The organism is Streptococcus sp. SGI.013, from assembly GCF_050315295.1.
Taxonomy (GTDB): Bacteria; Bacillota; Bacilli; order Lactobacillales; family Streptococcaceae; genus Streptococcus; species Streptococcus porcorum.
The window spans coordinates 1-12,323 of the sequence record NZ_JBNPOS010000016.1 but is presented as its reverse complement, the minus strand read 5'-3'; the positions used below and the strand labels follow the sequence as shown (position 1 = coordinate 12,323).

Here is a 12,323-nt window from a genome sequence, read left to right as displayed (position 1 = left end):
TGGAAAGCTGTTTACGATGCAAGAAAAATAGGTTGGATAACTCCAACCTATTTAGGATGTTCTAAATCTTCTGGATGTTGAAATAAATCATTTTCTTCTTCGGATAAAGTCCAAGTCAAGCGAGACAAAAGGGGAACATCTACCATACTCATATAAGGGTAATTTTGATAGACTTCAAAAGTAACGCTGTGAGCTTTACCATCATCTCGAACATCAATCACTTCGTAACGGTAGCTGACCTCGGCATCTTTTGGAAGCTCCTCTATATCACTGGTATTTGCTCCTGACTCACCAATTTTTTCATTTAAAATAGCCAAAATCTTTTGATTAGTTATTTTTGCCACTTGTTCATGACGAGCATTATAAACAAGGATATGATCTTGCTTTGCTGAAACTTGCCGACAAGCTACTAAAATCCAAAAAGATAAGATGAGACTGAACACACTGAGACTAACTAGTCTGAACCCCTTTTTCATAACTGCCACCTCCTCTTTATTGTATTATATCACTAACACAATATTGTGTCAAGGATTAATAAAAGAGCCAAGGGGTTGACCTTAGCTCTTTTATCATTTTTTCTCAATCTTCAAAATTTTAGATTGCTTTTTCATCGTAACCAAGTTTACGTTGAACAAATTTGACGATTTCAACTGCCAATACCATGATTAAACTTCCAATGATGGTTACTAACCATTGTGTCGGAGATAAGACAGACACATGGAAGAAGGTATTAAATCCTGGAATAACAATTGTTGCCATCAACAATAAGAAAGCAAGTGGGATAGACCAGTTGAAGAGTCTGTTTTTAAAGAGTCCCACTGTAAAGATAGACTGGTAAACAGATTTAACGTTATAAGCATGTACCAACTGGATAAGACCCAAAGTCACATATGCCATCGTCAATGCATCTGCGTGAATTTCTTTATAAGTTGCATGTTCTGGGTAAAGAAGTGCAAAACCATATACCCCAAGAACGAGGATAGTTTGTAAAATTCCTTGATAGATGATGGAACTCATCACACCACCTGAGAAGAAGCTTGAGTTACGTCCACGAGGCTTATGCGTCATAACACCTGGTTCTGCCGGTTCAACACCAAGCGCGATCGCTGGAAGGGTATCAGTTACTAAGTTAATCCATAAAAGATGAACTGGTTCAAGAACATCCCAACCAAATAAAGTCGCAAGGAAGATTGTTAGAACCTCTGCGGTATTAGCTGAAAGAAGGTACTGAATAGTTTTTTGAATGTTAGAGAAGACCTTACGTCCTTCTTCAACAGCAACAATAATGGTTGCAAAGTTATCATCTGCAAGGACCATATCAGATGCTCCTTTAGATACCTCTGTACCTGTAATCCCCATACCAATACCAATATCGGCTGTCTTAAGTGATGGTGCATCATTAACACCATCACCGGTCATAGCAACTACCTTACCATCATTTTGCCATGCTTTCACAATACGAACCTTATGTTCAGGAGAAACACGCGCATAAACAGAATATTGTTTGAAAACTTTTTGGAATTCTTCATCAGATAATTCATTAAGTTCTGCGCCAGTGAAGACATGATCTTCTGTATCACCTTCTTCAATAATACCAAGACGCTTAGCGATAGCTTCTGCAGTATCTTGATGGTCTCCTGTGATCATGATTGGACGAATACCAGCTTCCTTAGCCACACGAACTGCTTCTGCTGCCTCTGGACGCTCAGGGTCAATCATTCCGACAAGACCTGAGAAGACTAAGTCATTTTCAACAATGTCTGACTCAAGTTCAGGGATAGCATCAACGTACTTGTATGCCATCATCAAGACACGAAGGGCTTGTTTAGCCAATGATTTATTGGTAGATAAGATAGCAGACTTATCTTCTTCTGTGATTGGACGGATAGAGCCATTATCTTCAATCTGTGTAACGCGCTTAAGTAATTGATCAGGCGCACCTTTAACAGCAACCAAGAACTTACCATCTGCTTGCTGGTGAATGGTTGACATGAGTTTACGTGTTGAATCAAATGGTAACTCCGCAACACGAGGCTCATCAACTAAAGCTTCACGAACATCAAAATCATGATCAAGACCAAACTGAACAAGAGCTGTTTCCGTTGGATCTCCAATTAATTTCCCTGTTGGATCAACTTTAGTATCATTCGCAAAGTTCATGACACGAAGAGTTGAGTTACTTGCCTCAAATGCTTCTTTTGCATCAATCAATTGACCGTTTGTATAGACTTTTTCAACTGTCATTTGGTTCATCGTTAAAGTACCAGTTTTATCTGATGCAATAATTTCAGTTGAACCAAGTGTCTCAACAGCAGGCAACTTACGTACAATTGAATTACGTTTAGCAAGAACCTGTGTTCCAAGAGAAAGCACCACGGTAACGATGGCAGGAAGTCCTTCTGGAATAGCTGCAACAGCAAGTGCCACAGAGGTCATCAAACCTTCAAGTGGAGCCTGTCCTTGGATGAACACACCAACCGCAAAAGTAATGGCTGCAATCACTAAAACAGCATAAGTAAGTGTCTTAGATAAGTCATTCAAGTTTTGCTTAAGTGGTGTATCAGATTCGTCTGCATTAGCCAACATCCCTGCAATTTTACCAACTTCGGTAAACATTCCTGTATTGGTTACGACACCAATACCACGACCATAAGTGACGTTAGAGTTTTGATAAGCCATGTTTACACGGTCACCAATCCCTGCATCAGCTTCTAATGTTACCGTCAAATCTTTTTCAACAGGAACAGACTCACCTGTCAGCGCAGCTTCTTCAATTTTAAGAGAGTTTGCTTCTAACAAGCGCATATCTGCAGGCACCACATCTCCCGCTTCAAGCATAACCACATCACCTGGAACAAGATCTTTAGAGTCCACCTCTACTACGTGACCATCACGAAGGACACGAGCAACTGGACTAGACATGTTTTTTAAGGCTTCGATTGCTGCTTCAGCTTGACCTTCTTGATAGACACCAAAAGCTGCGTTAAGGACAACTACTGCCAAAATGATGACAGCATCTGCCCAATCATGACCACCTGTGGTAATAACTGATAGAATTGCGGCAACCAACAGGATAATGATCATCAGGTCTTTGAACTGATCTAGAAATTTTGCTAAGAGGGTGCGTTTTTCCCCTTCATCAAGTTCATTACGACCGTACTCTGTGAGACGTTTACTTGCTTCTTCACCAGTTAACCCTTCTGCTGAAGAGCCTAAGCTTGTCAACACATCGTCTGCATTTTGCGTGTAAAAAGTATCACGCTTTTGTTCTTTGGACAATTTTTCTCCTCCTTGGCCTCTATTTCTAAATGAAAAAGAGACCTGTTTTTATTAAAACAAGTCTCGCTATTTAAGATAGGGCCGGAAATAATTTCGGACTGACGACCCTATCACGATAAATATCGTTAGCTACTCCCTCGATTTGTTCTCTATTATAGCAAATTTATAAGGAAATTCAAACCATTTCTACTTTTGAAATCGTTTTCTAAATCCATGAAATTTTCATTTCGTAGTCTGCAAATATTTCTTGACTCTCTAACCCTTTTAAACGATAAGATAAATGAAGACATTGTTGATTTAAATCAACTTGATAAACGTCAGTTTGAGTAACAAAGTGTTGAATCCCTAAAGGTGTCGGAATAGTGACAACTGCTTCCTGACCTTCTAAAAAGCGCATAATGGTTTTAGGAGTTGAAAAGCGTGTCATTGTCATCTCAACGGATGAGAACTTGATCACAACTTTTTCTTTCTCTGAATTAGTAAAAAGTAAATAGTCATACCCTCCTTTTTGAAGCCATTCTCCCTCATGGACTTCGTGAATGTATTCGACCTCTTCACCCATTTGAATCTTATTTTTTAGACTAATTTTCACCACGATATCTCCTCTTAAACTATTCTTTTCTATTCTATCAAAAATTCCGCAAATTTGTCTTAGTTTGTTTAGCGCTAACTTTTCCAAAAAATAGGACTTTTTGCTATAATACTAACTATGATTGAAAAAATCTTCCGTGATCCTGTTCACAATTACATTCAAGTCAATTCTTTGGTTATCTATAACCTCATCAATACCAAAGAATTTCAGCGTCTCAGACGAATCAAACAACTGGGAACAAGCTCATTTACCTTTCACGGTGCTGAACATAGTCGCTTTTCCCACTGTTTAGGGGCTTATGAGATTGCCCGACGGGTCTCTGATAAATTTGAACGGCATTATCCAAATCAGTGGTCTCCCAAGGAGTCTTTTTTAACCATGGTTGCTGCACTTTTACATGACTTGGGGCATGGTCCCTTTTCACACACCTTTGAACGCTTATTTCATACTGATCATGAGGCTGTAACTCAAGAGATTATTACAAATCCTGAGACAGAAATTTGTCAGATTCTTAAAACCGTTTCTGAGGATTTCCCAAATCAAGTGGCTAGTGTGATTGACCATACACATCCTAATAAGACTATTGTCTCTCTGATTTCAAGTCAAATTGATGTGGATAGAATGGATTATTTATTAAGAGATTCTTACTATACTGGGGCAAGTTACGGACAGTTTGATTTAACCCATATTCTAAGAACCATTCGCCCTGTAGCATCAGGAATTGCTTTTGATCAAAAAGGGATGCATGCTGTCGAGGACTATATCATCCGTCGCTATCAAATGTACACGCAAATCTATTTCCACCCTGCTAGTCGGTCGGTTGAATTAGTGTTAGAAAAATTGTTACAACGTGCAAAATGGCTCTATCAAAAAAATCCAAATTATTTTTCTTTGAGTGCTCCAAAGCTGGTTCCCTTCTTTAAAGAAATCACTACTCTAGAAGATTATCTCTATCTAGATGATAGCATCTTAACGAGCTACTTTCAAAGTTGGATAGAGTCTGAGGATGCTATTTTATCTGATTTGGCTGCTTCTTTTATCAACCGTAAGCTATTCAAATCACTTTCTCTAGATGAAAAGGATACCAGTACCTTGTCCGCTCTAAAACAATGTATCGCAGCAGTTGGGTTTGATCCTGATTATTACACAGGATGCCATAAAACTGTAGATTTACCCTATGATAGTTATCATCCAAGAGATAAAAAACCTCGAACACAAATTGATATATTAGATAAGCACGGATCTATTGTTGAACTCTCACAACTCTCCAGTCTAGTCAGTAGCCTAACTGGAAAACAGCAAATCGACTTTCGTTTCTATTTTCCAAAAGAAATGTTAGAAGAAGATGATCTATTTTTAGAAACCAAGCAAGCTTTTAAATTACTTTTGAAACAATAAGGAGAATCTATGTCCATCAAACTTGTTGCTGTCGATATTGACGGTACACTCATTAACAGTAAACGCGAAATCACTCCAGAAGTCTATCAAGCTGTACAAGAAGCAAAACAAGCTGATGTCAAAGTTGTTATTACGACAGGACGTCCCATTGCAGGAGTTAAATCTCTCTTATCTCAACTCAATCTTGAAGATGAAGGTGACTATGTCATCACTTTCAACGGGGGACTGGTTCAAGATACGGCGACTGGTGAAGATTTAGTCAAAGAGACGCTCACTTATGAAGACTATTTGGAAATTGAATATCTAGCACGAAAACTTGGTCTTCATATGCATGCCATTACCAAAGATGGTATCTATACCGCCAACCGAAATATTGGTAAATACACCGTTCATGAAGCAACGCTAGTCAATATGCCAATTTTTTACCGCACGCCTGAAGAGATGGCAGATAAAGAAATTGTCAAAATCATGTTTATTGATGAACCTGAGATTCTTGACCCTGCTATCAAAAATATTCCAGCTGAATTTTATGAAAAGTATAACTTAGTTAAATCACAACCCTTCTACCTAGAAGTTGTTCACAAAAATGTCAGCAAGGGGAATGCAATTATTCATCTTGCTAAAAAACTTGGTCTTACTCTGGAGCAAACCATGGCTATTGGAGATGAGGAAAATGACCGTGCCATGCTAGAAGTTGTTGGCCATCCAGTCGTTATGGAAAATGGCAATCCTGAACTGAAAAAAATCGCCAAACATATCACCAAATCAAACGATGAATCTGGTGTTGCACATGCTATTAGAGAGTGGGTATTAAAATAATGTACACCTATCAAGTGAATATTACTGAAAAAGAGCATGATGACTTTGTCAGCTCTCATAAACAAGCTAATCTCTTACAAAGTAGCTCTTGGGCAAGAGTAAAAGATAATTGGGGAAATGCAAGAATTGGATTTTATGAAAATAAGATATTAAAAGCAGTAGCTTCTATCCTTATCCAGCCCTTGCCGCTTGGATTTACCCTCTTATATATCCCTCGCGGTCCCATTATGGATTACACGGATAAGAAACTTGTCGCTTTTGTTCTAAAAAGTCTTAAAGAGTTTGGAAAAACCAAACGAGCTATTTTTATCAAGTTCGATCCTAGTCTCTTTTTAACCAGAGGATTAGTAACAGAAGAAAAATCAGACAGTGCTGAAACTCTTGAAATCATCACTACTTTAGAGAGTCTAGGTTGTGAATGGACTGGACGAACAACAAGTCTTGATGAAAACATTCAACCTCGTTTTCAAGCCAATATCTATCAAGAACATTTTTCTGATGAACAGCTCTCCAAAAGTACTAAGCAAGCTATCCGAACTGCTCTAAATAAAGGGGTGGAAATTAGTTTTGGACAGACCGAATTTTTAGATGAATTTTCAGATCTCATGAAAAAAACAGAAGATCGCAAATCCATCTCACTTCGCGGAAAAAACTACTACAAGAAATTACTAGAAACCTACCCTGAGCATTCTTACATTACTCTAGCTCACTTAGACCTAGAAAAACGCCAAACTTCTCTTCTTCAGCAAAAAACTAAATTAGAGAATGAAGCTTCTAAATTTACTGAAAAAACCAAAGCAGGTAAAATCACTCATAACCAACAAGAGTTAGATAGAATAACCGAAGAGCTGCTCTTTTTGGATGAAAAACTGAAACATGGTCCAAAAAAAGTTGCTCTAGCTGGAACATTATCTTTAGAGTTCGCTAAAACCTCTGAAAACGTCTACGCAGGTATGGATGACGAGTTCCGTCGCTATCAACCTGCTATTATCACTTGGTATGAAACGGCTAAACACGCTTTTGAACGTGGTGCCCTCTGGCAAAATATGGGAGGAGTAGAAAACAGTCTTGACGGAGGACTCTACAACTATAAATCTAAATTTAATCCTATTATTGAAGAATTTGCAGGTGAATTTAACCTCCCCGTAAACACTATTTTCTACCGTCTCACTAACAGTGCTTATAAAATTCGTAAAAAATTGAGGAGTAAAAATTAATGATTTTTTCTACTATTAACAAGAAAGAGTTTTTAAACCACTGTCAACTTGCTGACAAAAAATCTTTTTTACAATCAGAAGAAATGGCCACATTGTTAAAAAAACGTGGCTACACTGTCACTTATCTTGGTCTAAAAAACTCCCAAAAGGAAATAGTGATTTCTAGTTTAGTTTATACCAAACCAATGACTGGTGGGCTATACATGGAATTAAATTCTGGCCCCGTCGCTACTGATCTCTCCTATCTTTCTGATTTTTATAGAGAATTACAAACTTATGCTAAACAAAAAGGCGTGATAGAGCTTGTCGTCAAACCTTATCAAACCTATCAAACCTTTGACACTGATGGCAATCCAATCTCGAAAGAACACACTGAATTGATTACTGATTTAACTTCCCTAGGCTATCTCCACGATGGCTTAAAAACAGGTTATCCTGGTGGGGAGCCTGATTGGCACTATGTCAAAGATTTAACTGACCTTAATCCTCAAACACTCCTAAAATCCTTTAGTAAGAAGGGCAGACCCTTAGTAAAAAAATCCCAAACATTTGGGATAAAATTGAAACGCCTAAATCGGGACGAACTTCACTTATTCAAAGAAATTACTAGCTCTACCTCAGAACGCAGAGAATATAGCGATAAAAGTTTAGATTATTATCAAGATTTTTATGATAGTTTTGGTGATAAAGCTGAATTTATGGTGGCAGTCTTAAATTTTCAAGATTATTACCAACACCTCGAGGAGGATCAAGAAAAACTTTCAAATAAAATAAATCAATTAACAGAACGCTTAGAAGCTCAACCTCAGTCCCAAAAACTCCAAAACCAAATCCGAGAGTTTTCTCAGCAACATGAAACCTTCGAAACTCGGAAACAAGAAGCAAAAGAATTCATTCAGAAATATGGAAATGAAGATAAGATCTTAGCAGGAAGCCTCTTTCTTTATACTCCTCAAGAAGCAGTTTACCTTTTCAGCGGATCTTATCCAGAATTTAATAAATTCTATGCTCCTGCCCTTTTACAAGAGTATGTCATGCAAGAAGCCATTAAGCGTGGCATCACTTTTTATAACTTCTTAGGGATAATGGGAGAATTTGATGGTTCTGATGGTGTTTTACGATTTAAGCAAAACTTCAATGGCTATATTGTTAGAAAAATGGGAACCTTCCGTTACTATCCAAAACCTATTTTATACAAAGTTATTCAAATACTAAAATCATTACTTCATCGTTCATAAAGGAGTCTTATGGCATTCCAAATTATTACCCCTCAACAATTTCATAACCATATTTTAGCAGCAGACGCCCAAGCGTTTGAGCAATCTCCTCAGATGGCCCTTCTATTGAAAAAAAGAGGTTATCGTATCCAAATGGTCGGCTATCTAAAAGATAACGACATAAAGGTTTCTGCTCTAGTATTCAGCACTCCTATCGCTGGTGGACTCGCTATGGAAATCAATAACGGTCCTATTGTTACCGATCCAACCTACTTGGAAGATTTTTATAAGGGCCTCCAAAATTTCTCAAAACAAGAAGGTGCTATTGAGTTAAAGGTTAAACCTTACGATAATTATCAAATCTTAGACAGTAATGGCTCAGCCTTATCAGAGGAAAATCAGGTCCTGATTGACCACATGCAACATTTAGGGTTTCAACACTCTGGCTTAGAAGTTGGCTATCATACAGGAGATTGGAATTATGTTAAAGATCTTAGTCAGCTAACACCTGAGACACTCTTTAAATCTTTCAGTAAAAAGGGACGACCGCTCGTTAAAAAAGCTAAAACCTTTGGAATAAAAATCAAAAAATTAGAGAGATCAGATTTAGCAATTTTCAAGGAAATCACCTCTGCCACCTCTGATCGTCGTGACTTTGATGATAAACCATTGGAATACTATGAGTATCTTTTTGATAGCTTTGGCGATAAGGCAGAATTTGTCATCGCGACATTAAATTTCCAAGACTACTTGGATAACCTTAATACCGATCAAGCTAAATTAAAAGAAAAAATTGATCGACTGGCAAACGACCTTGAGAAAAACCCAAATTCTGAGAAAAAACAGAATCAGTATCGAGAATTATCTAGTCAATTCGAGACATTTGATGTCCGTAAAAATGAAGCCCAAGAATTAATTAACCAATATGGACAAAACGACACCCCTTTATGTGCTAGTCTCTTCCTCTATTTAGAAAAAGAAGCCTTCTACCTCTACAGTGGATCTTATTCTGAATTTAACCGTTTTTATGCTCCTGCCATCTTACAAGAATATGCTATGTTAGAAGCTATAAAACGTGGTTTAAAACGCTACAACTTTCTTGGTATAAAAGGAGTCTTTGATGGTACTGATAGTATTCTAAGGTTTAAGCAAAACTTCGAGGGCTATATTGAACATAAACCAGGATATTTCCTTTATTATCCACATCCACTCAAACATAAGACTTATCAATTCATCAAAAAACTACTCGGTAGAAATTAACAGAACATCTCTAAATTGAGATCCATTATATCTTTCAAAAGATAAGAAGATAAAAATATTTATAAAATTTAAAAAGACTTGTGAAAAGCACAAGTCTTTTTAAATTTTATTTCACAAAGTCAAGAAGAGCTAGGAAGCTATCTGCTTCAAGTGAAGCACCACCTACAAGTGCACCATCCACATCAGGAGATGCCATGTACTCTGCAACGTTTGATGGGTTTACAGAACCACCATATTGAACACGTACTTTATCAGCAACATCTTGTCCAAAATCAGCTGCAACAACATCACGAACTGCTTTACACATTTTTTGTGCATCATCTTGAGTCGCTGATTTACCAGTACCAATAGCCCAAATTGGCTCATAAGCAATCACAAGTGACGCAACTTGTTCTGCCGAAAGATCTTTAAGTGCTGCTGAAACTTGAGCACCCACAAATTCAACTGCTTTACCAGCTTCGTAAGTTTCAAGTGACTCACCACAACAAATGATTGGCGTCATACCATTACGGAAGATAGAATGGGCTTTTTTATTGATGTCTTCATCAGTTTCGTGGAAGTAATCACGACGCTCTGAGTGACCAATAACAACATAGTTAACACCCATTTCAGACAATACTTTAGGGCTGTTTTCACCAGTAAAAGCACCCGCATCTTCAAAGTAACAGTTTTGTGCTGCAACTTTAAGTTCTGAATCTTTAGCGAACCAAAGAAGTGCATTCAAATCAACTGCAGGAGCTGCAATGGCTGCTTCTACAAGATCAGTTGAAGGTAATTTACCTGCAATTGCCTCAACAAAAGCTTGAGCTTCTTGAGGGTTTTTGTTCATTTTCCAGTTACCAGCAATAATTGGTTTACGTGACATTTCACATACCTCTTCTTTTTTTATTTACCTTACTATTTTATCATATTTTTAGAAGCAACAAAAGGAATTTATCAGATTTTATCAAAAAAAGCTCCACCTAAGTGGAGCTTCAATTAAAGTTGTCTGACTCTAATTGTTAATTTGGGAACTTAATTTAAATTAAGCTTCGATTTCTGAAACGATACCTGAACCAACAGTACGTCCACCCTCACGGATTGAGAATGTTGTACCTTGTTCTACGGCGATTGGGTGGATCAACTCAACGTCGATTGTCACGTTATCACCAGGCATAACCATTTCAGTACCTGCAGGAAGTTCGATAGAACCAGTTACGTCAGTTGTACGGAAGTAGAACTGTGGACGGTAGTTGTTGAAGAATGGAGTATGACGTCCACCTTCTTCTTTAGTAAGGATGTAAACTTCACCTTTGAATTTAGTGTGTGGGTTGATTGAACCTGGTTTAGCAATAACTTGTCCACGTTCGATTTCGTCACGTTGTACACCACGAAGAAGAACACCAACGTTATCTCCAGCAAGACCTTCGTCAAGTTGTTTACGGAACATTTCAACACCAGTAACAACTGCTTTTGAAGTTTCTTCTTTGATACCAACGATTTCGATTTCATCGTTAACACGAACAGTACCACGGTCGATACGTCCTGATGCTACTGTACCACGACCAGTGATTGAGAATACATCCTCGACTGGAAGAAGAAGTGGTTTGTCAGTATCACGTTCTGGTTCTGGGATGTACTCATCTACAGTGCTCATCAATTCCATGATGATATCTTCAAATTGAGTGTCACCTTCAAGAGCTTTAAGAGCTGAACCTTGGATAACTGGAAGGTCATCACCTGGGAAATCGTATTCTGAAAGAAGGTCACGGATTTCCATTTCAACCAATTCAAGCAATTCTTCATCATCAACAAGGTCGATTTTGTTCATGAAGACGATAAGGTGTTTAACACCAACCTGACGTGAAAGAAGGATGTGCTCACGAGTTTGTGGCATTGGTCCATCAGTTGAAGCTACTACAAGGATAGCACCGTCCATTTGAGCGGCACCAGTGATCATGTTTTTAACGTAGTCCGCGTGTCCTGGAGCGTCGATGTGCGCATAGTGGCGAGCTTCAGTTTCATATTCAACGTGTGCAGTGTTGATTGTGATACCGCGTTCGCGTTCTTCTGGAGCAGCATCGATTGACGCGTAGTCTTTTGGCTGGTTAACAGCTGATGGAAGACGACGTGCAAGTACAGTTGTGATAGCTGCAGTTAGGGTAGTTTTACCGTGGTCAACGTGTCCGATTGTACCAATGTTAACGTGCGGTTTACTACGGTCATATTTTTCTTTTGCCATTTGAGTAAAAGCCTCCAATAAAATATATTTTATAGATAGACAGTAGGCAATACAGTCTAACTTTACCTTATTATTTTATCAAATTATGATAAAAATGCAAGTGTTTTACTTTTTTTTTACCGATTTCTTCTCTCCTATATCAAATAAACTACTTTAATAAAAGTAACTCTCTATAGCAAGCTCAGAATTTTTCTTTTAATCTCGCTGTACTAACTTCTTTTTAGCCGTTCAGGACTGGATTGATTTAATATCCCTACTCTTTCTATAGATTAGTTATTTATCAATCAATCATCCATCAATAAATATCAAATAAATAAAAA

10 protein-coding genes are annotated in these 12,323 nt (G+C 37.8%); 5 read left to right on the top strand and 5 right to left on the bottom strand.

The genetic code is table 11. The annotated features are described in order from the left end of the window. Nucleotides 1-47: 47 nt before the first annotated feature. From ACQRDX_RS05605 to ACQRDX_RS05595, 3 genes are all read right to left on the bottom strand, one after another. Nucleotides 48-476 carry a hypothetical protein gene (locus ACQRDX_RS05605; protein WP_427895252.1) on the bottom strand — a complete coding sequence of 143 codons (429 nt, stop codon included), beginning with the start codon at nucleotides 474-476 and terminating at the stop codon, nucleotides 48-50. Between the two features lie 118 nt (nucleotides 477-594). Then, the gene (locus ACQRDX_RS05600) at nucleotides 595-3,279 is read right to left on the bottom strand and encodes a cation-translocating P-type ATPase (protein ID WP_427895253.1); all 2,685 of its coding nucleotides are present in this window, start codon (nucleotides 3,277-3,279) and stop codon (nucleotides 595-597) included. Nucleotides 3,280-3,484: 205 nt separating this feature from the next. Beyond that, nucleotides 3,485-3,871 (bottom strand): DUF1934 domain-containing protein, encoded by a 387-nt coding sequence (locus ACQRDX_RS05595; protein ID WP_354368288.1) that lies wholly within the window; start codon nucleotides 3,869-3,871, stop codon nucleotides 3,485-3,487. A 117-nt stretch (nucleotides 3,872-3,988) separates the two neighbouring features. Between ACQRDX_RS05595 and ACQRDX_RS05590 the strand changes: the two genes are divergently transcribed. Genes ACQRDX_RS05590 through ACQRDX_RS05570 form a run of 5 tightly spaced genes read left to right on the top strand, consistent with a single transcriptional unit; the run spans nucleotide 3,989 to nucleotide 9,782 of the window. Then, nucleotides 3,989-5,269 (top strand): HD domain-containing protein, encoded by a 1,281-nt coding sequence (locus ACQRDX_RS05590; RefSeq protein ID WP_427895256.1) that lies wholly within the window; start codon nucleotides 3,989-3,991, stop codon nucleotides 5,267-5,269. 9 nt (nucleotides 5,270-5,278) lie between these two features. Then, a complete protein-coding gene (yidA, locus tag ACQRDX_RS05585) occupies nucleotides 5,279-6,088 on the top strand; it encodes a sugar-phosphatase (RefSeq protein ID WP_427895258.1) in 810 nt (269 codons plus the stop codon). Next, nucleotides 6,088-7,305: an aminoacyltransferase gene (locus ACQRDX_RS05580; protein ID WP_427895260.1), complete on the top strand. Its 1,218-nt coding sequence runs from the start codon at nucleotides 6,088-6,090 to the stop codon at nucleotides 7,303-7,305. The genes yidA and ACQRDX_RS05580 overlap by 1 nt, the downstream gene beginning before the upstream one ends. Continuing rightward, entirely contained in the window at nucleotides 7,305-8,543 is a 1,239-nt protein-coding gene (locus ACQRDX_RS05575; protein ID WP_427895262.1) for an aminoacyltransferase, read from the top strand. Before ACQRDX_RS05580 ends, ACQRDX_RS05575 begins: the two co-directional genes overlap by 1 nt. A gap of 9 nt (nucleotides 8,544-8,552) precedes the next feature. Further along, the gene (locus ACQRDX_RS05570) at nucleotides 8,553-9,782 is read left to right on the top strand and encodes an aminoacyltransferase (RefSeq protein WP_427895264.1); all 1,230 of its coding nucleotides are present in this window, start codon (nucleotides 8,553-8,555) and stop codon (nucleotides 9,780-9,782) included. Between the two features lie 106 nt (nucleotides 9,783-9,888). On the opposite strand, the gene tpiA is transcribed toward ACQRDX_RS05570, so the two are convergent. Continuing rightward, nucleotides 9,889-10,647, bottom strand: coding sequence for a triose-phosphate isomerase (tpiA, locus tag ACQRDX_RS05565; RefSeq protein ID WP_427895266.1), 759 nt, complete (start codon nucleotides 10,645-10,647; stop codon nucleotides 9,889-9,891). 159 nt (nucleotides 10,648-10,806) lie between these two features. Then, nucleotides 10,807-12,003, bottom strand: coding sequence for an elongation factor Tu (gene tuf / locus ACQRDX_RS05560; RefSeq protein ID WP_427895268.1), 1,197 nt, complete (start codon nucleotides 12,001-12,003; stop codon nucleotides 10,807-10,809). Nucleotides 12,004-12,323 lie beyond the last annotated feature (320 nt).